This is a genomic window from Haloferula luteola (genome assembly GCF_014201715.1).
Classification (GTDB): domain Bacteria; phylum Verrucomicrobiota; class Verrucomicrobiia; order Verrucomicrobiales; family Akkermansiaceae; genus Haloferula; species Haloferula luteola.
In genome coordinates this window covers 1-24345 of record NZ_JACHFD010000013.1, presented here as the reverse complement: position 1 = coordinate 24345, position 24345 = coordinate 1, and the positions used below count along the sequence as shown (strand labels likewise).

Genomic DNA, 24345 nt, shown 5'->3' with positions numbered 1-24345 from the left:
CATTTCCAGTCCTGCCATGAGTTCCACTGAAACGCCTGTTGCTCCGCCTGCTCCCGTTGAGTTTCCTCCGGTCAGCGAAACGGAGTGGAGATCCGCCGCGGAAGCCCTCTTGAAAGGGGCGCCGTTTGATAAAGTGATGCTGACGCCGACGGCGGAAGGCATCACGTTGCAACCCATTTACCGGCGTGAAGTGTTGGAGGGGCTGCCAGGGGCTGCGACTTTGCCGGGTCTCGATGGTGGCCTGCGTGGGCATCATGCGGAGGGATATCGATTGCAGCCTTGGGAGATCGCGCAGGAGTTGCCCTATGGTGATCCGACGGAGTTCAACCGGGCGCTGCTGATGGATCTGGCACGCGGGCAGAACTGCGTGAATGTTTTGCTGGATATTGCGACGGTGAACGGTCGCGATCCGGACTCCGCTCCTGCTGGAGAGGTGGGAGCCTGTGGACTCTCACTGGCTTCACTCGCGGACATTCGGAAAGCTTTTTCCCAGGTACTGCCGGATGCCGTGTCTTTTCATTTTCAGCCCGGTTGTGGGGGGTTGCCCGTCATGGCCTTGTTTGAAGCGTGGCTGGAAGAGCGGGGAGTGGACCGTGCCAACGTGCGAGGTGCCCTGAACATGGACCCCTTGGGCATGCTGTCTGCCTCCGGATCGTTGCCCGGATCGCTCGGGCAGATCTACGATGAAATGGCGGCATTGGCCCGCCACCATCTGGGGGCGATGCCTGGATTCACCTCAGTGGGAGTGAGCACGATGGCAGCTCACGGAGCGGGAGCGAGTGCCACTCAGGAGCTGGGGATTGCCTTGGCGACTGGGCTTGCCTATGTAAAAGCTCTGGTGGATCGAGGCCTGTCGGTGGATGAGGCGGCATCCCAGATTTCCTTCACATTCTCCATCGGAGGGAACTTCTTCATGGAGCTTGCGAAGTTCCGCGCGTTCCGACCTCTTTGGGCCCGTGTGGTGGCGGCGCTCGGCGGGGCAGAGTCGTCGGGCAAGGCGCGCATTCATGGACGGACCGGGATCTATAATAAGACGCGGCATGATCCTTATGTGAATCTGCTGCGTACGACCACAGAAGCTTTGTCCGGAGTGCTTGGAGGGGTGGATAGCTTGTGTGTGGGTGCCTTTGATGAGTGCCTGCGGGTTCCCGATGATTTTTCTCGGCGGATCGCACGCAACACTCAGGTCATTCTGCAGGAGGAATGTGAGATACCGGCGGTCGTGGATCCTGCGGGAGGGTCGTGGTTTGTGGAATGGTTGACCGATCAGGTGGCCCAAAAGGCATGGGAGGAGTTCCAGAAAATTGAGAAGCAAGGGGGGCTGCTGTGCGCACTTGAAGGGGGCACATTGCAAGTGGAGGTCGCGAAAGTTCATGGAGGGAGAGAGAAGCTGCTCGCCCAGCGGCGGGCGTCGCTGGTGGGGACGAATCAGTATCCCGATATCGGAGAGAAACCCCTGGCCGCCCGGGGCTGTGATTTCGCCACCTTGCGGGAAAAGCGCGCTCAGGAGTTGGCCGAATTCCGGACGGGAGCGGATCCGGAAACCGATCTGGATGTGATGGCTCGCCTGTCCCATTTGTTGGATGGGGCCGAGCTCTCATTGCTGCCGTCCATGGTGGCCGCCGTGAAGGCAGGGGCTACCATCGGGGAGATCACGCGTGCGTTGCGAGCAGGGGTGGCGGAAGGCCCAGTGGTGGCACCATTGACCTCGACGCGCCTGGCGCGCACTTACGAGGAACTCCGCCAGGCAGCGGATGCATTCAAGGTGGCAACGGGAAGCCTTCCTGCGATCCATTTGGCGACTTGCGGTGTGCTAAGGCGCCACAAGGCGCGGGCGGATTTCACGCGCTCGTTTTTTGCCACTGGCGGATTCGAATGCGCCTATGCTGAAGGTTCGTCGGATGCGGCGGAGATCGCCTCCCGCGCCCTGGCTTCGGGAGCTCGCCTGGTGGTGATCTGTGGCCACGATGAGGACTACCCCAGCTTGGTGCCCGATGTGACGACTCGGATCAAAGCTGCGGATCCGGGTGTGCAAGTTCTCCTTGCCGGTTTCCCCGGCGATCATGAAGCGGCCTATCGCGAAGCCGGTCTCGATGACTACATTTTTGTCAAATCCAACAACTACGAGGTGAATCGTCGTTACCTCGTGAAGCTCGGAGTCCTCCATGGCTGATCCAGCCCTTTTACCATGAATCCCGTTGATTTTTCTACGCTTCCGTACAAGCCCGCGCTGCCTGGCAGCGAAGCGGCCCGCTGGTCCGCTGCCGTCACCGATGCTACCGGCCGCACGCCGGAACAATGGGTGACGGAGACGATGGAACGCATCCCGGTGAAGCCTCTCTACACGGTGGCGGATTATGAAGGGATGACCCACTTGGATTACTCTGCCGGTTTGCCGCCGTTTTTGCGTGGGCCGTACGCGACGATGTATGTGTTTCGTCCGTGGACGGTTCGCCAATACGCGGGCTTCTCCACAGCAGAGGAGTCGAATGCCTTCTACCGCCGGAACATCGCTGCTGGGCAACAAGGTTTGTCGGTGGCGTTCGACCTAGCCACTCACCGTGGATATGACAGCGATCACCCACGGGTGGTGGGAGATGTCGGGAAGGCAGGAGTCGCCATCGATTCGGTGGAGGACATGAAAGTCCTGTTCGATTCGATCCCGCTCGATCGGGTGTCGGTTTCGATGACGATGAACGGTGCGGTGATCCCAGTGCTGGCGTTTTATATCGTCGCTGCGCTTGAGCAGGGCTGCACGCTCGATCAGCTGAGTGGAACGATCCAGAACGACATCTTGAAGGAGTTCATGGTGCGCAACACTTACATCTATCCTCCGACACCATCGATGCGGATCATCGGGGATATTTTCGCCTATACCTCCCAGAAGATGCCGAAGTTCAATTCGATTTCGATTTCGGGCTACCACATGCAAGAAGCGGGAGCGACAGCCGATCTTGAAATGGGCTACACCTTGGCGGACGGCTTGGAATATCTTCGGACCGGAGTGAATGCCGGGTTGGATATTGATGCCTTTGCGCCGCGGCTTTCGTTCTTCTGGGCGATCGGAAAGAACTATTTCATGGAGATTGCCAAGATGCGTGCTGCCCGTGCGCTTTGGGCTCGCATTGTGAAGGGATTCCATCCGAAGAGTTCGAAATCGCTGGCCCTGCGCACGCACTCCCAAACTTCGGGGTGGTCGTTGACGGAGCAAGATCCGTTCAACAACGTGGTGCGGACGGCCATCGAAGCGATGGCAGCGGCGTGTGGTCACACGCAATCGCTGCATACCAATGCGCTGGACGAGGCGATCGCCTTGCCGACGGATTTCTCGGCGCGCATTGCTCGCAATACGCAGTTGTTTCTCCAGGAAGAAACCGGCATTTGCAAGGTGATCGATCCTTGGGGCGGGAGCTATTATGTCGAGTCGCTGACTCGTGAGTTGATGGACAAGGCGTGGGCTCACATTGAGGAGGTGGAAAAGCTCGGGGGCATGACCAAGGCCATTGAGGAGGGGATCCCGAAGTTGCGGATCGAGGAGGCGGCTGCTCGTCGCCAAGCGCGGATCGACAGCGGCAAGGAGACGATCGTTGGACTCAACAAATACCGCCTCGAAAAGGAAGAGCCGCTGGATATTCTCGATATCGACAATTCGGCGGTGCGTGAGTCCCAGATCCGTCGCCTTGAGCAGATTCGAAACACTCGAGATGCCGATGCCTGCCGCCAAGCGTTGGAGGCGATCACCCGTTGTGCTGAGTCTGGAGAGGGGAACCTGCTCGAATTGGCGGTCACGGCTGCCCAAGCGCGGGCCACGCTGGGTGAGATTTCCGATGCGATGGAGAAAGTCTTCGGCCGCTACAAGGCACGCATTCGCTCCATTTCGGGGGTGTATGCGAAGGAATTTGGAACCGATCCTACGATGAATACCGTCAAAGAGCTGATCGAGAAGTTCGAGCAGGAAGAAGGTCGCCGCCCCCGGATCCTCATTGCCAAGATGGGGCAGGACGGCCACGACCGCGGCGCGAAGGTGGTGGCCACGGCCTATGCCGATTTGGGATTCGATGTGGATATCGGTCCGCTATTCCAGACGCCCGAAGAAACAGCCCGGCAGGCGGTGGAGAACGACGTCCACGTGGTCGCAATGAGTTCGCTGGCGGCAGGGCACAAGACGCTGCTTCCCGAATTGGTGGCGGAGTTGGCGAAGCTCGGTCGCGATGACATCATGGTGGTGTGTGGCGGCGTGATTCCCGCGCAGGACTACGATTTCCTGCTGCAACACGGTGCGAGTGCGATCTTTGGGCCGGGCACGGTGATTCCGGAGTCGGCCAAGCGGATGCTTGAGCTGTTGCTCGCTTGAAGCCGTGAACTCGGAGTCCAAACGACCGGAGTGGGCACCGGAGGACGATCACCATGGCGTGTTTGCCAGTGAAGTCCGTCCGGGTGTCCGCGGGGGGACAGCGGTGACGGGAGCGGCCCGTCGCCGTCGCCCTCCCTTATCGGCGGCGGAGGCTGTAGAAGGAGTGCGGGCGGGAAACCGAACGTTGCTGGCGCGGGCGATCACTTTGATTGAGAGTCGTGCTGCGGCTCACCGAAAAGTGGCGGCGGAAATCCTCAGGGACTGTCTGCCATGGACGGGGAATTCCATTCGGATCGGCATCACGGGAGTCCCTGGGGCTGGCAAAAGCACGTTCATCGAGCGATTTGGTCTCGATTTGTGTGAGGCGGGGCACCGCGTGGCAGTGCTGGCGGTGGATCCGACGAGTGCGGTGAGCGGGGGAAGTGTTTTGGGGGATAAGACCCGCATGGAGGATCTTTCCCGGCATCCCGGAGCCTTCATCCGCCCGTCACCAGCGGGGGGTACCTTGGGTGGCGTGGCTGCGCGGACGCGTGAGACCTTGCTCCTGTGCGAGGCGGCGGGGTACGATGTGATTTTGGTGGAAACGGTGGGGGTGGGTCAGAGCGAGGTGGCCGTGCGAACGATGGTGGACTTTTTCCTGCTGCTGCAGATTGCCGGTGCGGGGGACGAGCTTCAGGGAATCAAAAAAGGCGTGATCGAGATGGCGGATGCCATCCTGGTGAATAAGGCGGATGGGGAGAATCAGATTCGAGCGGAAATTGCGCGCGGTGAGTATGCGCGAGTCCTTCATTATCTGAGCCCCTTTACTCCAGGTTGGGTGCCTCAGGCCCTTGCTTGCTCGGCCCTCGATGGGACTGGGGTGGCCGCAGTTTGGGAGTTGATTGGGAATTTTCGTGAGGTCCTCAAAGAGAAAGAGATGTGGGAAAGTCGGCGCCGAGAGCAGAATGTGCAATGGTTCCATTCTCTGCTGAAGGATGCGGTGCTGGCCCAGTTCTATGAATCGGCAGTTGCGGAAGAGTTACCCAGACTGGAAACGGCCGTCGCGGGAGGCCGGGTGTCCGTGACGGAGGCCGTGCAATCGCTTGTGGACCCCGGAGCCACGAGGAATCGTGAGGAATCGGGATACGGGGGACTACCCTAGTTTGGTACCGGGAGCTGGACTCGGGTCGCGGTACGATTTATGCTGATTGGGTAGCTGAAAGTCATGAACCTCGCCTTCTCACCAGAGCCATCTCCCCGGCGGCGCGTGCTTTACGTGACGGATTTTCATGAGGAAGAAATGCTGTTGGGGATTGCCGACTTTGCGCGGAAGGCGAACTGGGAATTGATTTCGAACATGCGCTTTCACGGGGCATTTCCCACTGAGAGTGAGGCCGACGGGTTGTTGGTGACCTGCTACAGTGACCGCGTGAAGGATTGGCTGAAGGCCTGGAAGGGCACACCGACGGTTCACCTTGGCATTCCGCATCCGGAGATGAATCTGCCGTTCGTGCAGCCGGATCTTGAGCTGGTGGGGCGCACGGGGGCTCGTCACCTGATGAATCTTGGCCGGGTTCAGCATGCCTTTTACAGTCTCCAGCCGGGACCGGATTCGCGATTGATTCGCGATGCCTTCGAGCGGGAGCTCGCGGCATCCGGTTTGTCATCGGACCGCCTGGAAGTGAGTTCCGCGACCGGAGGCTCGCCAGCCAAGAACGTGCGATTGCCCTTGTTGGCCCAGCAGCTGAAGTTGCTGCGGAAGCCCGTGGCGATCATGACCTGTGATGATCGTCGTTCGTTGGATTTGTTGGAAGCTTGCGACATGTTGGGTCTGCGAGTTCCGGAGGATGTGGCCATTCTCGGGTGTGAAGACCGCAAGGTGGAAGTGAACCTTGCTCGGGTGGCGTTGTCTTCGGTTGATTTTGACAAACATTATATGGGGAAGCGGGCTGCGCAGATGCTGCAGACCGCGATGGATGGCCAGCGGCTCCCGAGGCATTGCGAATTGGTGGCTCCTGCTGGTGTGAAGCAACGCGCTTCGACGGCCACCTATTCGACGCCTGACAGCCATTTGCGGCGCAGCGTTTTGTTTATCCGTCGGCACTATTCGGAGCCTCTGCGTCTATCCAGCCTGGCGAGGATGGCTGGCATGTCCGAACGGGTGTTCCGCGATGAATTCAAGCGTTGCGTTGGGCATGGGCCCAAAGAGGAAATCATCCGTGTCCGCTTGGATGCCGCTTGTCGATTGCTACGGGATACGGATTACAAGCTCGAGGCGATCGCGATGGAGAGCGGATTCGGCTCGGCCAAGAAGCTGTGCGAAGCTTTTTCTCGCGTCCATCAGACGACACCGGGTCGATGGCGTGAGCTGGCGCAAGCTGGAAAGCTCTCGACAGCAGAGAATTAGGTCGAGGCTGGGAGCTCCCCGGAGAAACGGGGAATGCATTCGCCGATTCCGGGAATACGCCCGCATCGCCATATCGCGGTGGAGTCGGGTAGATTCCCGATCAGCCGCCTCGATCAACCCAAAACCTATCCGATGCAGGGGGCGGCTAATCCAAGGTAAACTGAACGAATGAATTCGATCGCATTGTCCCTCGGCGCATTGTCCATCCTGGCTCTCCATGTCCAGGCTGCCTCCTCGATTGCAACAACCGGCGCCAACGCCGATTTGATCTGGGAAGGTGGTGATTCCGCCGCAACGGCGTTCGATTTCCCGAACAGTTATACCTACATTGCCGACACTGTCGGCTTTGGTGGTGAGGTCGGAAACCCAGGAGTTCCTCAGAGCTTCACGAGCGTTTCCGACTCCACCATCGATTTTTCGTTGTTGGGCGAGTTCAATGAATTGAATGCGCTCCAAATGGGGCTCGGAGGATCGGGTACGCTCACAGTGAGCAGCCCAGCCGCCTATTCCTCGCTGTATCTGCTCACCTCTTCGGCGCAGGGATCGGCCATGGGAACGGTGACGATCACCTTCTCCGACACGTCGACGCTGGTGCTCGATTTCCAATCCCCGGATTGGTACACGACCGCTGAAGGTGCTGCCGCGATGAATGCGGAAGTGGCGTGGGCGCCTCAGAGTTCTTCCCGCAGCATCTTTGTGAACACTTCGAACGGAGGATATTACTACAGCGGTGGTGATACCGACATTCGGCCTTTCATCTACTCGTATGAGCTGGAGATTCCAGAGGCGTATCAGGATTTGGATGTGGAGTCGCTGGCCTTCAGCATGAGTTCCACCGGTGGTGCGACGGTCTCCACCGCTATCTTCGGTGTGAGCGGAACGATGGTGCCGGAGCCGGCCACCACGCTGTTTGCGGCCCTTGGCGCGTTGGGATTCCTGCGCCGCCGGCGGGCTTAAGTTTTTTCGATAACCCCTTTCTCAGCGAGTTGGGAATGGCAACGCCGGTGGCGACCTTTTGGGGAGGTCGCCACCGGCCTCCCCCTCGCTTTTCCGGTCCACCCCGGGGCCGGTGAATCAGATTGTCAGTGAAGCGCGGAAACCCCGGGCGGCATAGTAGGATTGGGCACCGTTGTGATAAACAAAGGTGTGTCCAAATCGGTGATCGCCGAATAAGGCACCATCGAGTTCCCGAATGTCGTCCGGGGTTTTTATCCAACTGGAGGTCTTGCGATCGACTGGACCGAGTTTCTGGAGGTGACGATATTGGGCTTCGTTGAGCAGCTCGACCCCCATGGATTCCGCGAGGTTCATGGCGCTGTCCCGCGGCTTGTGTTGTTTTCTCGCGGCGAGAGCCTCCTTGTCGTAGCAAAGACTGGTTCGGCCTTTGGGACTTTCGGGAGAACAGTCGAAAAATGTGCAGGTTCCTGCGCCGGCATTCCATTCGACCACATCAGGTTCCCCACCGGTGGATTCCATTTCGAGGAGTGATCGAAGCTTGCCCGGGTTTTTGAGAAGATGGGCCTTTACCTCTTCCCAGGCGATGCCGGGATGGCGGTGAGGATTCTTTTCAAAGCGGGTCTCCAGGATTTCGAAGAGTGCGTCGCGGTCGGCCTGGGCGAGTTCCTTCTTGGGGGCTTTCATGATCGAGCGGTAGCCAGACAACTCGGAGAAACCCGGGGATGACAAGCGAATCCTTGGAGTTTGGGTGAGGAGCGACTGTGATCGGCGACGCAACCGGTGCTTTCGAAGATTTCCGTAGGATTCCGGAATGGAAAAGCGTATGAGGACATCGGTTTCAATTTGACGCATTTCGATCATGAAAACCTTTCTCATTTCCATTTTGTCGGCCGCCGCAGGTGTAGGGATTCTTTTTGCCGAAGATGAGGCAACCCCGCAGGGCAGCCTATCACAAGTCAACTTTGGTGAGTTGGTCAACGGGGTGAAGTTTGAGAAGTCCGATCTCGAGGGGAAAGTGGTGGTGGTCGAGAAGTGGGGAACCCAGTGTGGTCCTTGTTTGGCCTTTCTGCCGGAACTGGCGAAGATTGCCAAACGTTACGAAAAAAAGGGGCTCGCGGTGATCGGGATGGAGGTGCAGCAGAGCCAGAAGGATGCGATCAACAAGATCCTTGATAAGTCGAAGGTCAAATATCCGGTCGTTGCCGGGGGCGCGACCCCGGTGAATGAGGGTTATATTCCCCACGCCCAAATCTTCGGTGTGGATGGTCAACTTTTGTGGGCGGGAAATCCCCACGATGATGAGTTCCTCCGGACGATCAAGAAGGGACTTAAGGACGTGGGTGAATCGACCTTGGTTGCCGAAGAGGAAGATGAAGTCGAAGGAGCACCTCTGATGGCGACTCGCGAGTGGACGAATCTCGAGGGCAAAACGATTCGCGCGGAAGTCGTTCGCGTTGAGGAAGAGAAAGTCATTTTCCGGATGAATGGACGTGAAGTTCCTTATGATCTCGACCAGCTGGTGGAAGCCGATCGGGAGGCCATTCGCGAGGCAGCGGATGTCGAGTGATTGAGTGAAGGGGCTTGGGCCCTTGAACGGGGATTTCTGTCGTAACGACTCTCTGCTTTTCGCGAATTGCAGGGGTGATAGGACGATGGAGATGGCAGGAGAAAAGCGAGAGCCCTTGTTTTTGACAACGCGCTGGTCATTGGTGGCCGGCGCGGCCAGGGAGGCTGAGGAATCTCTGGATGCTTTGTGTCGGCAGTATTGGCAGCCGGTTTATGCGGTAGCTCGGCATGCAGGTCATGACGTGGAGACTGCGAAGGATCTGACTCAGGGATTTTTTGCGCGCATGCTGGAAAGGGGGGGCATCGCTCAGGCAGATCGAAGCAAGGGAAGTTTCCGGACGTTTCTAGTGACGGCGCTGAAGCGTTACATGGTAAGTGAGTGGCGGCGAGATCACGCCGCCAAGCGTGGTGGTCACTCTGAGTGGCTTCCTTGGGACGAAGCTCTGGCTGAGAGGATCCCTCTGGAGGGACGAGACGGTTCCCCCGATGCGCTGTTTGATCGGCGATGGGCGCTGACTCTCTTGGACGCGGCGCTACGTCGGCTCAAAACCGAGCGAGATTTTGATATCCTGAAGGAGGCCCTGACCGCGGGGAGAGGGGAGACGGATTATGCCTGGGTCGCCCAGCAACTGGGTCGCAGCGAAGGCGCGGCGCGAGTGGCTGTTCATCGTTTGCGCAAGAGCTATCGAGCCGCGATTCGAGAGGAAGTGGCCCGGACGGTGGCCAAGGATGCCGACATCGATGAAGAAATGCGGACATTGATGTCTGCGCTGGCGTAACAAGCATCTGCGAATCGCGAATCCCCCGGCATGAATGAGATGAAATCCTGCGGACGCTGCGGTGGTGCATTTTCGGACGAGAGCCCTGGGGGATTGTGCCCGCGTTGCCTGATGGCCATGAATTTTGAATCGCAGACGATGCCTGAGGGCGAACGATCGGTGCAGGAAGCTCCATGGTCACCGGAAGAGATGCGGGCGCATTTCCCTCAATTTGAATTGCTTGAGTATCTCGGTCGGGGGGGCATGGGGGTGGTCTACAAGGCGCGGCAGAAAGCCCTGGATCGAGTGGTTGCGATCAAGGTCCTCGCGGGCGAATGGCAAGGAGACCCCGGATTCGCGACGCGATTCGAGGCGGAAGCCAAGATTCTCGCCCAGATGAGTCATCCGAATATTGTGACGGTGCACGATTTCGGTGAGGTGGATGGTCTCTATTATTTGGTGATGGAGTTCGTCGATGGGGTGAATCTGCGTGATTTGTTGCGCGAGGGGCGGATGGCTTCTGAGCAGGCATTGGCGATCGTGCCGCCGATCTGCGATGCGCTGGAGTATGCCCATGGAAAAGGGGTGGTTCACCGGGATATCAAACCGGAGAATTTGTTGTTGGATCGTGAGGGGAGGGTCAAAATTGCCGATTTTGGGATCGCTTCGATTGCGGGATCGGGTGGAGAGGCTTCGGGGACTCCGCCATACATGGCGCCCGAGCAGGAGAGGGGACGGGTCGACCGCCGTGCAGACATCTACGCGCTGGGAGTGGTGCTTTATGAGATGCTGACAGGGGAGCGGCCGACATCGGAGTGGGTGGCTCCTTCACGCAAGGTGCAGCTCGATGTGAAGATTGACGAGATGGTCCTCCGGGCGCTGGCATCGGAGCCTGAGCGGCGCTATCAGACGGCTGGTGAGTTCCGCACTGTGGTGGAAACGTTGGCGGCGACGGCGACGACACCTGCGGCCGGAGAGGCGGAATGGTTGGACGTAAGCCAACTCCATGAGCTTTCCGCAGATCGGAAGCATTGGAAGCTGGGGATGGGGATTTATTTTTGTCGGAAGGACCCCCGCCTGGTCGTTCCTAAATGGAAGCCGGGTTGGGGATGGACGTTGAACTTCGCGCATGCTTGGGCGTGGCCCTTTTTGGCGGCTTTGATTGTTTTGAGCGTGGGGGTTCTGAAGGTGGCGAAAGCATGGGAACTGCCGATGTTGGCAGTGGGGCTCGGCTGGCTGGCGGCGGTGATCGGGGTGTGTCACGTGATGTCACGGGGACCGGTGAGGACCGGAGCGACGCCTTCAATGGGCACACGTTCCGCCATTACGGGTGCGTTGGCAGCAGGGTTGGTCTTGATTCTTCAGGGCCATGAGGTGGCCCATTGGCATGCGCAGGCCTTGAGCCGGGAAGGGTGGTCTTTGTGGAATCAGGGACGGTTTGACGAGGCTCGGGAGAAGTTTACGAAGTCGCTCCAGAGGAATTCGGAAGTGGCGGAAACTTGGAACGGGTTGGGCTGGGCGAGCTTCAATGCGGGCGACGGGGAGTCGGGTGAGCGCGCTTTCCAGCGGGCGATTGAACTCAATCCTCACCATCCGGGTGCGTGGAATGGATTGGGCCAAATTCACTTGGCGCGGGGGGAATGGGAAGCTGCGGAAAAGGAGCTGTTAAAAGCTGCCGAAAGGAATGCGACGGCTGCCTGGGCAGGATTGGCTAGGCTCTACTGGCAGCAAAAGCGATACGCGGAAGCCGAAAGGTGGGCTCAAAAGCTTACTTTGGTGGGGCAGGGAAATGGTGCCACTCAACAGATTTTGGATGCCGCCAGAGAGGAGCGGGAATGGTCAGCGGAGCAAGAGAGGAGGTCGCAAGATCACGCGGAGGACGTCGGTGGAGGGGTGCCTGACGAGAAAGTGGCCTCGACCGAGGAATCGGACCACCGCCTCGAAAAGACGGAGGCGCTCGAACGCACGGCGGATCAGGTTCAGCTGGAGCAGGCGGCGATGGATCTGATTGTTGCCATTCGCGATGGCAACGAGGCTACGCTGACGGCACTGGCCGGGGATACTGTCGAGGATTGGCCGAGGCGCCTCCGTGAGGTCGCACGGGAGTTGCGAGAGAGATTTCGCGAAAGTGCCGGGAAGAAGGCCTTTGATTTCGAGGTCGCGAACTCTGCGGTGGCGGACAGTTGGGGGCTGGTGCGATGCACGGGCGGTCCCGAAGGAGTGGGGACCTGTGTGGTGATGTTTTTTGTGAGAACTGGAGAAGGTTGGAGGAATTGTCTGCTGAGAACTTCGACTGAAGAGGAGAGCTTGGATGCGCATTGGGCCTATTGGAACGAATTCCTTGCGGCGGCCGACCGAAAGCGATGGGAGGAAGGTCCCGACGAAGGTCCGACCATTCAAGCGAACGAGTTTCTCGACCGTGTGGAGGAGTCGGCCTATCTGGCTGGAACAGGTCTTGGAGAAGCTCATCCCCAGAGGAAAATGGCTGCCGTGATGTTGGCGAAGTGCCAGAAGCAATATCCGGATTTTCCGAATGCCCGATGTCGGAAGCTGGCCGCGGAGCGTCTCGCCATGCGGCGCAGTGAGTTGAAAGCGCTGCGGGAAAAAGGTTTGGGCGAAGCTCATCCGCAGTTGCAGCCACTGAAGTCCGTGATCGCTGCTTTGCAGGCGGTGATGGAAGAGTCAGATGTTGAAAAATCAGGCATGAGGGCGCCCGAGGAGGAGGGGGCAATCGATCCCGATTCGCCCTGAAAGGGATCGTGCTGGTTTCCGTTGGAAAGCCTTTACCGGGGATCTCTTGTCGAGGATCGGATCGGGAATCCGGCCAACTGAATCCGGACGATTTCGACATCGGAGAACTCGCCGCCTTCTTCGAGGTAGATGTTGGAAAGATGAAACTCAGCACCCGCCAACTGGGCACGAGAAAGGCGGAACTGGAAGGTTGAGACCCCCCATTCGTCATAGCGAGCGACCGGGACTTCAGCGACCAGTTCTCCCTCAGACCAAATTTCCAGGATCCCTTCCAGGCTCAGGTCTTCACCCGCCTCGCACTCGACGCCAGTAAGGATCGAAACGGCCACGTTGATCTTGCGACCCGCGGGAGAGGTAAGATCGACCTCAATTCCTAGAGGAAGCTCGTTTTCGGAAGCTGCTTCCATCATGAAGGTCCGAGCCTCGGCGGCGAGGAGCGGAGCGAATGATAGGAAAAGTGGCAGCAGGAATTTCATGGTCGGAGACGGCGAGGCACCCGGATGGCGGGCGCGACTCTATCCAACCCTGAACCATTCGTCACTGGGAAAGCTGCGCGAAAAGTTTCCGCTGGGAATCGCACGATTTCAGCGCATGGATGCCTTCCGCGATGGGCGAAGAGTTCTTGAATCTGCAGCAGGTGAATGTGTGGCGGGGTTTGGAGGCGGAGGTGCCGGCCTTGCGTGAGGTGAATCTGACGCTGCGAACTGGTGAGAGTGTGGCGATTCTTGGGCCCAACGGCTCGGGAAAGAGCACTCTGCTCAAGCTCTTGACCGGGGAGCTGAGGTCGGAGGTGCGGGATGGCTCGGGGTGCTGGCTGTTTGGGGAGGATTTATGGAGTATCGAGGAACTGCGCCATCGGATTGGCGTGGTCATGCCAGAAGAAGTGGCGCGCTTTGATCCCGAAGAGCTGGCCTTTGACGTGGTGCTCTCGGGTTTTCGTGGCGCCTACGGTCGAACGGCATTCATGCGGTTCTCGCGGGCGGAGCGCATCCGAGCTTCGCGGGCGGTGGATCGGATGGAGGTGGCTGAGTTGGTGAATCGTGAATTCTCGGCTCTCTCATCGGGCGAGCGACGACGATTCCTTATCGCCAGGGCGCTTGCACATGAGCCGGAGGTGTTGGTCCTCGATGAGCCATCAACAGCACTGGATTTCGCCGCTTCGACTGAGCTGACCCGGCTCCTGAGGGATTTGATTCTCCAAGGGACGACGGTGGTGCTGGTGACGCACCACCCGGGTGAGATCCCACCGGAAATGGAACGGGTCGTGACTCTCAAGAACGGTCAGGTTGTCGACGACGGACCCAAGCGGAAGGTCATGACCACGGACCGGTTGACCGATCTCTATGGCCTGCCATTGAAGGCGCGTTGGGCAGGAGGATGGTGCGAAGTTCGCCCATGCTGAAGGCGACCCGATCAGGCAGATTTTTGGCGAACTCGCTCGACCGGATCGTCGCGCCACATGAACAAGGCTTTCACGACATCCATGAAATCCGAGCTGGGCACATGGTGTTCTCGTTCGATCTGAACGGATTCCGCGATGACCGATGCGTCTTCTTCTGTCCGAGTGGGGCCCGGGATGGAAGAGGGCGTGAATCTTTCGAGGAGACTTGAGCGAATCTCTCCGTGGATTTCGAGGAGCTTTCGAGCCGGTTCTGCGAGGACGTGATCCGGATCCGTGGCCTTGAGTGCCGACCTCGTCTCTGTTTCTGCTTCCTGAAGACGGATTTTGAGGATTTCGAAAATGCGAGCTTCGTCTTCGGGGGTCTCAGGGTTGGGGCGCATGGATCAAACTCGCATGAATCGAGGTCCTCGCAAGAGATCGATGGTTGCGCACGATTGCGAGACGGTGAATGGTCGCGCCTCCGATGAGCCAAGCACCGAGTGATGACCAAACCCGTGTGATGAACTGGTCCCTGGGGATCGCCATCGTTTTGCTGGTGCTCAAGGTGGTGGCGGCGGTGATGACTGGATCGTCCGCAATTTACTCCGATGCCGCCGAATCGGTGGCGCACGTTTTGGCCGTGGGCTTTGCGGCATGGGCCCTCCGATTTTCCCACAAGCCCTCGGACGATACCCACCACTTTGGTCATGATAAGGTGGCCTTCATTTCCTCAGGCTTGGAGGGGGCGATGATTTCTGCGGCGGCGTTGCTGATCGGCTACGAGGCTTTGAGGCAGTTTGTCGCCGGGGTTGCCCTGGAATCGTTGGGCATCGGCATGGCGTTGACGGGGGGGGCGGCGTTGGTCAACGGCATCTTGGGACTCACCTTGATCCGAGTCGGGAATCGTCGGAAATCCAAGTTGATCCGGGCAAACGGCGAGCACGTCCTCTCAGATGTCTGGACAAGTGTGGCGGTGCTGGTGGCACTGGTTTTGGTGTTATTGACCCAGTGGCCGGGATGGGATCCGATTTTCGCTTTGCTGGCCGCGGGCAAGCTTTTGTGGACCGGGATGAAGCTTCTTCGAGAGAGCTTTGCTGGACTGATGGACGAGGCGGACCTGGAGGTGGAGAAGCAATTGCGAGAGTTGCTCGATGCGGGTTGCGAGAAAGACGGGCTTTCCTATCATAACCTTCGGCATCGTCACTCGGGCCGGACCCATTGGGTCGAATTCCACCTCGTTTTTCCCGATGAAATGTCGGTGGCGAGGGCGCATGAGATTGCCACGGCGATTGAAGCGGAAGTTGCTGCGACCTTGGAACCCGATGGCCGGGTGATCACTCATTTGGAGCCCCGCTCAGCGGAGCATCACGAAGAGGACTGGGAGGTGAGGTGATTTCAGCCGCTAGGTGCGGCCACCCATTCTTGGGATTGCATGGGAAAAGGGAAAAATCCGAACGTTTTGGATCTTTTTGAGATCTTCCATCAGCCCTTGTTCTCGGGATAACGAATTGATGGCCCGACCCCATTCACCAGAAGCCTCCGATCAGGGAGAGTTTGTGCGCCTTTTGCTCCAGCATCAGGATGCGCTGCTGGTTTTTATCTGTCACCTCGTTCCCAATCGGGATGTTCGGGATGATGTCTTGCAGGAGGTGAACCTATTGCTTTGGGAAAAACGTGAGGAATTTGAACTGGGGACGAATTTTCGGGCTTGGGCGTATGCGTTTGCGAGGTATGTGGCGATGCGGTCGCGGACGAAAGCGATCCGGGAAGGCAAGGTGGCTTTTGGGCATGAACTGATTGAGACGCTCGCGGATGAATTTGAGGAGGAGGATCCGTTGCTGGCGGAAGGCATGCCTGCGTTGCGGGAATGCCTCGAGAGGCTGACGGAGGAGGACCGCGCTTTGCTCCTGATGCGTTACCGCAAGCATGGCGCCGTGGAACAATTTGCGGAGTCGACAGGTAAGAGTTCCGCGGCGGTGCGGGGAGTGCTTTTTCGGCTGAGGATCGCATTGAGACGCTGTGTCGAGCGAGGCATGAACCCAAGCTTCCCACTGGGATGAACGGACGAGAATTCGAGCTTCTGGTGCAGGCCGCGATCGAAGGGGAGGCCAGTCGTGAGGAAATTGCCTTGCTGGAGGCGGCACTGCGCGGCTCTCGCGAACGAAGGGCGCTATTTCGGAAGTCGTTTCTTTTGCATCAGCGCTTAAGCTCCGAGTTGGGTGCAGGTGGTGGGTCTGGGGAGGCGCGTCCAAGACCGGCGACGGTAGAAGAGATCTTGCAACGGCAGAGATCGAAGATTTTGCGGTCTTCCTGGCTCGCTGCCGCGGCGGTGCTGTTGCTGTTGGCGGGAGGGATGCGCTTGATTTGGACTCATGCGAATCCGCCGATGTTGAGTTATGAGGTGGCCCCTAACACGGATTTTGCCGTGGTGGGAGGGGATCCCTCGCATCCGCGCCTGGAGCCGGGAACGAGGGTCAAGATCCGCCAAGGAAGCATGAAGCTGGAGTTTGGAGCGGGCGTTTCCGGAATGGTGCTGGGGCCTGCTGAGTTCACGCTAAAAGGTCCTCTGGAACTGTTGATGTCGAGAGGCACGGCGAGATTTCGTGTGGAGGAAAAAGCGCGGGGATTCAAGGTGGTTTCCCCGAGGGTGGAGGTAGTGGATTTGGGTACGGAATTCGGGCTCACGACGGATGGAGATGCGTTGCCCCAAGTCCACGTCTTTGAGGGACGGGTGAGTGCTTCGGCACAGAGAGGGGTCCAGGAAACTCGGGTGATTCGGGCGGGCGAGGCATTTGAGGTGTCCGAGCAAGGAGAGTTCGGGAGAGTCCCCTTGGAACCTGGGAAATTTCTGAAGTCCCTACCGGAGGACCTCCCGTATGTGTGGATTCCATTTGAGGCCGGGAAAGCAGGTGAACTGATCGCCAGAGGGACACATCCTGTAGCGGACGAGATGAAGTTGGAGATCGATCCGCGAGGAGGGAGCTTGGTCGCCGGGTGGGAAGGGGACGGATTTGAGTTTCCTGGGAAGGCGACGCCGGTGCGGACCAACTGGATGGGGGTCCGAGGCGATGCTCCGCGAACCATTGCCTTGTGGGTGAAGCCGGATCCACGTGCGGATTTTCGACGCTTTCGATCGCTGATCACTTGGGGGCGACAAAAGCGCTCGGCATCGACCATGTGCGAGTTGTTGCTATCGTCGGAGGGACCAGGGGAGCCGGTTCGATTGTGCTTCGCATTCAACAATGTCTTCTACGTGGGCAGTCAGACTTTGGCGGATGGGAATTGGCACCATGTGGCGGTGGTGTTCCGGGGTGGTGAAGTGAGGCCGGGTGAGGCGATCACGACACTTTATGTGGATGGGAAACGGGAGGATTTGGCATCCAGTGTTCTGCGGGAGCCCTTTGCAGGCTGGACTCCGGATTTTGAGGGAGAACTGGCCTCTCCCTTATTGATTGGATCGGTGGCGCGTCCTGGCTTTGACAACGGATTCAAGGGCCGGATGGACGAACTTTTCATTTTCGAGGCCGCCCTCGATGATGCGCGCATTCGACAACTTTCAGGGGAATAGGATCGAAAACTTCAAGGTGGCGGGATTTTCATGTCACAATCTTGGAGCACGGCGTCAATGGCGCTTGAAAAGCCATGCAAGCCGCTTCCGTTATTGCATTCTCCCCACCCATGGATCGTGCTCGATTTTCTGAACTGATTCGCGGTCATCATCGAGGACTGCTGGCCTATGCCACGGCATTGGTGAAGTCCGACGCGGCAGCCAGAGATTTGGTGCAAGATGCCTGTGTGGCAGCATGGCAAAGCCTCGGTCGCTTTGATGCGACGAGGGATTTCGGGATATGGATGCGCGGGATCATTCGCAACAAATGGCGGGAGTATTGCCGTCGGCATGCCCGGGAAGTGGCGCTGGATGAGGAGACTTTGGAGCGGCTTGAGGCCCCGTTCCGGTCGGTGTCAGGAGATGGAGAATTGTTTGATAGATTGGAAGAATGCCGGGGGAAGCTGCCGAGCCCGATGGCTGATGCGGTGAGATTGACCTACGATGAAGGTAGGAGTTCGGAAGAGGCGGCGGCCTTGCTCTCTACCTCGGCGGCCGCGCTGCGCAAACGTCTCGAACGAGCGAGGGAGGCACTGCGTGAATGCCTTTCCCGGCTGGCCTGAAATTCCTGGACCCATCGAAACCATGAAACACGAAGATGATCTGATGGATGCTCTCCTGAAAGAGCAGTCGAAGGGACGCGCGGTGGATGACGCCCTGCTGGCTTCCATCGAGAAAGCTCTCGATGGGGATGGGGTGAGTTCGCCTCGCCGGTGGATCTGGCGATTCGGGGGCGCGGTGGCAGCAGCAGCGGCCGTGATGTTGGTGGTCAATCTGCTCACCGCGCATCGCCGGGTACCGGACGGTCAGGGATTGGCGTGGGAAGCGCACCCTGGTGCTGGCGATGGATCGGCACGCACCCCGTCGAGCGCCGCCGCCCCATTGCAGCCGCAAAGCGCGTCCGCTGCTCGGCCTCCAGAGATCGAGGCAGAAAGGAGGTTGCCTGCACCAGAGATGGCACTGCGTTCCACGCAGTCTCAGGATCTGATGAGGAGCACGCAAGGGCTGGAAATGGGATCCGCACCGATGATGCAAAAGATGTCCGGGCCTCGCGAGGCTCCGGGTTCCGATCTCGGACGAAGCAGCGATGGGTCCTGGCGGACGCCCTGGGAACATCCTCTTTCATCATTTCCCGTGAACGTGGAAACGGGCTCTTACTCCGTCATCCGCCAGGCGATTTTCGAGGGGCGGCCGGTTCGCCCTGAAATGGTTCGCATCGAGTCATGCATCAACGCTTTCCAATACGGAGATCCGGAGCCGAAAGATGGACAGGTGATGGCGCTGTCGACCCAATTGGCGACCTGTCCTTGGGATCCGGAACATCGGTTGCTTCGGGTGTCGCTCCGGGGGAAGGACGTCGTCAACGTGAAGCGACCTCCTTCGAACTGGGTGTTTTTGGTCGATGTTTCGGGTTGGAATCAGGGGATGCCTTCGTGGGCATGGCTGAAAACTTCGATGGAGAAATTGATCGGAGCTCTCGATGATCGCGATCGGATGGGGATCGTGATGGATGCGGGGCGAGAGGAGGTGAGCTTGGAATCGACTCGCTTGGACTCGGATGGGAAAGCGAAGGCAGTGGGCGCCTTGGCTTCATTAGGAGCAGGTAGGGGGGGGGCGGGGAGTGAAGAGGAGGCGCTTGCGCGGGCCTATCGGATGGCGCGGGAGTCTTCGGTAGATGGGGGTGTGACTCGAGTGGTTCTAGCGACCAGCGTCGATTCGGACGCCAGTGAATCCCCGTTGGGAGCTTGGGTGGAAGCCATCAAAAGACATCCCGACGAAAAGGTCGACCTCACGGTTTTGACCTTTGGGTCCCATCTGCTTGACGATGCCATGTCAGACGCGGTGGCTCTTGTCGAAGATGGGCAGTACCATGCTGTGAAGGATGAACGCGAGGCGGAGGCGATCTTCCTCCAAAAGCTGAGTGAAGTCGAGGTGCCCCTTGCCAAGGAGGTGACGACACAGCTGGAGTTCAATCCGGCGAAGGTGGAATCCTATCGGCTGATCGGGGGGCTCAATCGGACTCTGCGGCATGATGATGCCTTCGAAGAGGGGGCGAGGATGGGAAATCTGGTTGCGGGGGACTCGGTCACCGTTTTCTACGAATGGGTGCCGGTAAAGGGTGAAGGGCCCGACGCCACTGCAGAGTTGCGGTATCAGAAATCGGCCACTCGAAGGGAAGTCGTGGAGAGCTCTGAGTGGTTCACTCTGAAGGTCGGCTATCAGCTTCCGGAGGGAAGTTCGAGATGGCAGATGGAATCCACCGGGGTGGGTGATCCCATCCCATGGGAAGATGCGGGAAGAGATTTTCGGTTGGGTGCTGCGGTGGCGGCATTTGGGATGAAATTGCAGGGGATGTCGGAGGTTGATGAATGGTCCTGGGAACAGGTCGAAGACCTCGTGGGAGGGGAGACGAATCAGGAATCGGATGAGCAGCAAGAGGACTTTCTGAAGTTGATTCGACGATTGGGTGAATCGGGTCGATGACAGGATGGACTTCTTGGTAGGGGAGGGCGATAGGGGTCTTGGTCCGAGTCCTGCTGGAGAAGCGATTGGAGATGATGGAGAAACCCACCGACCTGCCCCACGTGGCGTTGGTAGATCCGTTTTTGGGAAATGCGGAATCCGACCTGCCGAAACCTGAAGGAATCGCCGCCACCTGGTGGCGCGCCAAACCTCCCGTGGGGAATACTCATCCCGGTGCGACGCTGCCATTTGGGATGGTTTCGGCATGTGCCTACTCTGGAGCTTACGTGACCGGATATGGTCGCTATGGCCTTTCCCTTTCAGGGGGCTCTCCCCCGGTGGCTTTCGGCGCCCATGAAGCACTTGGGCTAGCCCATTTTCAGCAAAGTGGCACCGGGCGGATTCGGATGTACTACAATTATCTGCTGACGACCCCATTGGGACCAGCAGGATTGGAGGAGCGGACGGTGCGGCAACCTTTGGCTGATGAAGTGGCGTGGCCTGGCTACTATGCCGGTCGTTTGTGCGGAGTGAATGTTGGATTTGAAGTCACGCCGATGGAAAAGGGGATGAAGCACCGCTACCGGTTTCCCGAGGGAGCCCCAGTGGCGGTGGCGGTGGAAGTTTCGGCGGGAGGTTTGCTTATCGAGGAAATGGGGACTTATCCTCAGGGTGCCACACTGAAGGCAGACGGGAATGCCGTGTCAGGGGTGGTGGTGATGGAAGGAATTCCGGTGCACTTCCATGTGAAGGCAGGAAAGGCCGAAGCTTTTCTGTGGGAGGACGACGAAGAAATGGCGGCAACGAGTTACGAACTCACCCTTGAGAAGCAGAAGTTTCGTCCGACTTTCGGCTTCGGCTTCCGTGGAAGGGAGGGTGCGGAGTTGGAGTTGAGCTTTGGGTTTTCTCTCCAAGAGGCGGAGAATGCTCAGAGGTCCTGTGGGGCCGAATCCGATTTCGAGGAAGTGGTGCGAAAGGCCGCGGAAGCGTGGGAGGCGGTGCTTTCCAGAGTCCAAGTGGAGGGCGGAAGTGCGGAACAGCAGGAGATGTTCGCCAGCGCTCTCTATCATTCTTGCCTGAAACCTGCCGACTTCTCGGGGGAGAATCCATTCACCCGGAAGCCAGGGCCATTTTTCCTCGACCTGTCGACCTTGTGGGACCTCTACAAAACCCAGCTTCCTTTGATGATGACGCTGTGGCCTGAGAAAGGTGCGGCGTTTGTCGAATTCCTCGTGGAGGTGGCGGTCCGTGAAGGTGGATTTCCGGTCAGTTATCTCATGGACAATGTTCCCGATCGCTTCACCAAGCAAGCGACCGGGTTGTGCCATGCCATTCTGGAAGATGCCCGCCTGCGCGGAATCGAGGCCGATTGGGAACGGGTACTATCGTTGCTGTGGCGGACGAGCCAAAGCGGCCGTGGCCGGCGAAGTCGGTTCGGTGAATATGGGCGGAAGTTTCAGGTCGATCCGCTGTCCCACACCTTGGATATTTCCTATGCCCATTTTTGCATGGCGAGGATGGCTCGCGCGGTGGGGCACCAAGTCATCCATGATCGGGCCAGTGCGCTGTCACCCCATTGGCGGAATGCTTTTGATCCTGTGAGTGGATTGCTGCGTGAGGACTCCACCTATTATGAGGGAGAAAATTGGAACTACTCGTTCCGTTTCCAGCACGAAATGAAGTCTCGGATCGAGTTGGCAGGTGGAAAAACTCGGTTTGCGGCCCTCCTCGACAAGTTTTTCGGCTTCAGTGAAGCGTCTCATGGGGAGCGGTTGTTCCGTTTCGAAGGGCTCAACAATGAGCCGGATATGGAAGCTCCGTACGCTTACTTGTGGGCCGGACGGCACGACCGAACCGCACGCATAGTGAGGCGGGTGATGCAGTGCCAATTCACGACCGGTCCTGGCGGGCTCCCTGGCAATGATGATTCGGGTGGGCTGTCGTCCTGGTTTGTGTGGAGTGCGACAGGGCTATTTCCGGTTTGCGGGCAGCCTCTGATGCTGATTGGGAGTCCGTTGTTCCCTCTCAGTCGATGGCATCTGCCGGAGGGAGAGTTGGTGATCGAGTGCCTCCACCATGGGCCTGAGAATGTTTTCATTGAGGAGGCATTCTGGCAGGGGCAGCCGTTGGATCGAGCTTGGTTGCGGCTCGAAGAGTTTCGGAAGGGCGGCCATTTGCGGCTGAAAATGAGCGATTCCCCTACGGACTTTGGCAGTCGATTGCCGCCGCCGGACTTTGCTCCGTAGGCCTGCGGAGATCGCTGGACCGGCCTTGGCACGGAAGTTGCGACCGGGAGGGAAAGATTTCTTCCCAACAGCCTGAATCTACCCGTGCCATGACTTCCCATGACCAGCGACAGCAACGCATTCGGAACGCCGTGTTTCTCGTCCGAGCGGACCCGATCATTTGCGGCCATTCCACCGAGGCTCGCAATCTCGCCGAAGCGGCTTTGGCCATGGGATTGGAACAGGTCCATATCGTCAGCTACCCGTACGAAACCCTGGAATCCAGTGGTTTGCCGCTGAAGGCGCGGGCCACGGTGACTCCCTACTCCGACGGCATTGTGGTGGATCGGCCCGAACCTTTAGGTGATTACAAAGTTCTCGATGGGCGGCTCGGACTGGGAATCAGCGGACACCTTGCGGATCTGCTGCATCGCTTGCCCGGAAGGACCATGATGATGGATCTGTATTTGGTGCCTCATGGTCTCATGGTGATGCAAGCGGTCAACAGCTTCCGGATGTCGGGGAAATCGGCCTCGGTTTTCACCGTGGGAGAGGCTGTGGGTTCCGATATCACGAATGTCGTAGGGAATGCTCTTGCAGAAGGTCGCCTTGGCGCCGCTCAGGTGCTTTTGTCGAACTACTTAGAACACGACCTTCCCGTGGCCGTGAGTCAGTTCACCAAAGACCTTATCGTGGACGCGGGCCGTCGCGTGGATGCCCAGTTGGGCAGCGATTTCGGAAGTCGTTTGGAAAGGCGGGTGGGAATCAGCTACCCGGCGATTGATACCGCCGCTTACCTCGCGCTCGATGAGCAGACCGAAGCTGTGGAAACCATACTTTCCTCGCGTCAGCTCAAAAAGGATGGCTACGTGATGTTCCTTTCACGCATTGCTGCAGCGAAAGGAGTCGATGATCTCTTAGACGCGTGGAAGCGTTGCAAGCTTCGTGGGAGCAAAGAGTTGATCATCTGTGGAAACGGGCCGGCCCTGCCAGAAATTCAGGAGCAGGCGGCCGCGCTTGGCGATGTTCGGGTCATGACCGACGTCAGCGACGACGAGAAAGGAGCACTGATGCACGGTTGCTTCGCGTGGTGCCTTCCGAGCAAACCGCGCACGGAGTTTGTGGAAACATTCGGGATCGCAGTGGCTGAGAAGCTTCTCTCTGGTGGGTTGGGCCCTGTCATCACCACCCGGACGGGAGGCATTCCTGAAGCGAGTGGCGGGTACTGCCTTGAGCACGAGGCTGGTGACGTCGAGGGCTTGGTGCGTTGCCTCGACCGGGCCGCTGCGATGACCGATGCCGAACGCGCAGCTCTCTCGAAAGCAGGCCGAAACCACGCCCTCCAATTTGACCGGGCGGCCATTCTCTCCAGCCTGCTGAGCCGAGCGGTGCGCCGGGAGGTGGTTGCCGCTTGACCTTCCTCTCTCAAACCAAAGGGAACTCTCCCTCCTCATCACATCCAACCCAGCCGAGGGAGTCAAAAGCTCGATAGATGGGCGTCAGGTCCACATCGTCCTCATCTTCCCATTCGAGGGTCGCGGAGCTCGTCAGGCCGCGCAACGATTCGATGCTGATCACTGCTGGGCTCCCCTCGAAATGGATCCAATCCCCCCAGTTCTTCGCCTCATGAGAAGGCCGGAGTCCCTCTTTTCGAAGGGCTGAAAGCACATCGGTGAGGGTAGAACACTCGTTGGCTGAGGAGGGATGGAGTTGAATTGTCATGGGACCTTGGGGTGGATGCAGGAGCCTCGCACGATTCGAGAGCCCACCGAAGTGAGAAAGCCGGACCGGACCGATAGAGAGGGCTGAAAACCCCCACCACCCGGCATGGGAATGGCTAAGGGATTGGGATGGAGTGGATGAAACAGGGTCCGTGATGAGCGGAGCGGCGGGGGAA

The 24345-nt window shown here is 58.7% G+C and carries 20 protein-coding genes; 16 read left to right on the top strand and 4 right to left on the bottom strand.

Translation table 11 applies throughout. The features are described from left to right. The first annotated feature begins 16 nt into the window (after positions 1–16). The 5 genes from HNR46_RS13160 to HNR46_RS13140 all read left to right on the top strand — a co-directional run bounded on the left by HNR46_RS13160 (position 17) and on the right by HNR46_RS13140 (position 7697). On the top strand, positions 17–2173 hold the full coding sequence (locus HNR46_RS13160) for a methylmalonyl-CoA mutase family protein (protein WP_184019551.1): 2157 nt from the start codon (positions 17–19) through the stop codon (positions 2171–2173). Between the two features lie 15 nt (positions 2174–2188). Then, positions 2189–4354, top strand: a complete 2166-nt coding sequence (gene scpA / locus HNR46_RS13155; RefSeq protein WP_184019549.1) for a methylmalonyl-CoA mutase — start codon at positions 2189–2191, stop codon at positions 4352–4354. 4 nt (positions 4355–4358) lie between these two features. Further along, entirely contained in the window at positions 4359–5495 is a 1137-nt protein-coding gene (gene meaB / locus HNR46_RS13150) for a methylmalonyl Co-A mutase-associated GTPase MeaB (protein WP_184019547.1), read from the top strand. A 63-nt stretch (positions 5496–5558) separates the two neighbouring features. Further along, positions 5559–6740 (top strand): substrate-binding domain-containing protein, encoded by a 1182-nt coding sequence (locus tag HNR46_RS13145; protein ID WP_184019545.1) that lies wholly within the window; start codon positions 5559–5561, stop codon positions 6738–6740. Positions 6741–6908: 168 nt separating this feature from the next. Beyond that, positions 6909–7697 carry a PEP-CTERM sorting domain-containing protein gene (locus HNR46_RS13140; RefSeq protein ID WP_184019543.1) on the top strand — a complete coding sequence of 263 codons (789 nt, stop codon included), beginning with the start codon at positions 6909–6911 and terminating at the stop codon, positions 7695–7697. A gap of 117 nt (positions 7698–7814) precedes the next feature. Here HNR46_RS13140 and HNR46_RS13135 read toward each other — a convergent pair whose 3' ends face one another. Next, on the bottom strand, positions 7815–8381 hold the full coding sequence (locus HNR46_RS13135; RefSeq protein WP_184019541.1) for a DUF4256 domain-containing protein: 567 nt from the start codon (positions 8379–8381) through the stop codon (positions 7815–7817). Between the two features lie 175 nt (positions 8382–8556). Here HNR46_RS13135 and HNR46_RS13130 point away from each other — a divergent pair, with 175 nt between their 5' ends. The 3 genes from HNR46_RS13130 (at position 8557) to HNR46_RS13120 (ending at position 12772) form a co-directional block, all read left to right on the top strand. Then, positions 8557–9264 carry a TlpA family protein disulfide reductase gene (locus HNR46_RS13130; RefSeq protein WP_184019539.1) on the top strand — a complete coding sequence of 236 codons (708 nt, stop codon included), beginning with the start codon at positions 8557–8559 and terminating at the stop codon, positions 9262–9264. Between the two features lie 85 nt (positions 9265–9349). Then, positions 9350–10042, top strand: a complete 693-nt coding sequence (locus HNR46_RS13125; RefSeq protein WP_221285159.1) for an RNA polymerase sigma factor — start codon at positions 9350–9352, stop codon at positions 10040–10042. 117 nt (positions 10043–10159) lie between these two features. Beyond that, on the top strand, positions 10160–12772 hold the full coding sequence (locus HNR46_RS13120; protein ID WP_221285158.1) for a protein kinase domain-containing protein: 2613 nt from the start codon (positions 10160–10162) through the stop codon (positions 12770–12772). Positions 12773–12804: 32 nt separating this feature from the next. On the opposite strand, the gene HNR46_RS13115 is transcribed toward HNR46_RS13120, so the two are convergent. Then, positions 12805–13248 (bottom strand): hypothetical protein, encoded by a 444-nt coding sequence (locus HNR46_RS13115; RefSeq protein ID WP_184019533.1) that lies wholly within the window; start codon positions 13246–13248, stop codon positions 12805–12807. A gap of 131 nt (positions 13249–13379) precedes the next feature. Here HNR46_RS13115 and HNR46_RS13110 point away from each other — a divergent pair, with 131 nt between their 5' ends. Then, positions 13380–14174 carry an ABC transporter ATP-binding protein gene (locus HNR46_RS13110; RefSeq protein WP_184019531.1) on the top strand — a complete coding sequence of 265 codons (795 nt, stop codon included), beginning with the start codon at positions 13380–13382 and terminating at the stop codon, positions 14172–14174. Between the two features lie 11 nt (positions 14175–14185). Here the strand turns inward: HNR46_RS13110 and HNR46_RS13105 are convergent, their stop codons facing one another. Further along, positions 14186–14554 carry a hypothetical protein gene (locus tag HNR46_RS13105; protein ID WP_184019529.1) on the bottom strand — a complete coding sequence of 123 codons (369 nt, stop codon included), beginning with the start codon at positions 14552–14554 and terminating at the stop codon, positions 14186–14188. A gap of 83 nt (positions 14555–14637) precedes the next feature. Here HNR46_RS13105 and HNR46_RS13100 point away from each other — a divergent pair, with 83 nt between their 5' ends. The 7 genes from HNR46_RS13100 to HNR46_RS13070 all read left to right on the top strand — a co-directional run bounded on the left by HNR46_RS13100 (position 14638) and on the right by HNR46_RS13070 (position 23863). Then, positions 14638–15546: a cation diffusion facilitator family transporter gene (locus HNR46_RS13100; RefSeq protein WP_184019527.1), complete on the top strand. Its 909-nt coding sequence runs from the start codon at positions 14638–14640 to the stop codon at positions 15544–15546. A 118-nt stretch (positions 15547–15664) separates the two neighbouring features. Continuing rightward, on the top strand, positions 15665–16213 hold the full coding sequence (locus HNR46_RS13095) for a sigma-70 family RNA polymerase sigma factor (protein ID WP_184019525.1): 549 nt from the start codon (positions 15665–15667) through the stop codon (positions 16211–16213). Further along, the gene (locus tag HNR46_RS13090; RefSeq protein WP_184019523.1) at positions 16210–17721 is read left to right on the top strand and encodes a LamG-like jellyroll fold domain-containing protein; all 1512 of its coding nucleotides are present in this window, start codon (positions 16210–16212) and stop codon (positions 17719–17721) included. The genes HNR46_RS13095 and HNR46_RS13090 overlap by 4 nt, the downstream gene beginning before the upstream one ends. 110 nt (positions 17722–17831) lie before the next feature. After that, complete coding sequence (locus HNR46_RS13085) at positions 17832–18323, top strand: sigma-70 family RNA polymerase sigma factor (RefSeq protein WP_184019521.1); 492 nt, start codon at positions 17832–17834, stop codon at positions 18321–18323. A gap of 22 nt (positions 18324–18345) precedes the next feature. Continuing rightward, positions 18346–20244: a vWA domain-containing protein gene (locus tag HNR46_RS13080; protein WP_184019519.1), complete on the top strand. Its 1899-nt coding sequence runs from the start codon at positions 18346–18348 to the stop codon at positions 20242–20244. Positions 20245–20315: 71 nt separating this feature from the next. Next, positions 20316–22469, top strand: coding sequence for a GH92 family glycosyl hydrolase (locus HNR46_RS13075; protein ID WP_221285157.1), 2154 nt, complete (start codon positions 20316–20318; stop codon positions 22467–22469). Between the two features lie 89 nt (positions 22470–22558). Beyond that, on the top strand, positions 22559–23863 hold the full coding sequence (locus HNR46_RS13070; protein WP_184019515.1) for a glycosyltransferase family 4 protein: 1305 nt from the start codon (positions 22559–22561) through the stop codon (positions 23861–23863). Positions 23864–23873: 10 nt separating this feature from the next. Here HNR46_RS13070 and HNR46_RS13065 read toward each other — a convergent pair whose 3' ends face one another. Continuing rightward, positions 23874–24170 carry a hypothetical protein gene (locus tag HNR46_RS13065; protein ID WP_184019513.1) on the bottom strand — a complete coding sequence of 99 codons (297 nt, stop codon included), beginning with the start codon at positions 24168–24170 and terminating at the stop codon, positions 23874–23876. Positions 24171–24345: the final 175 nt, after the last annotated feature.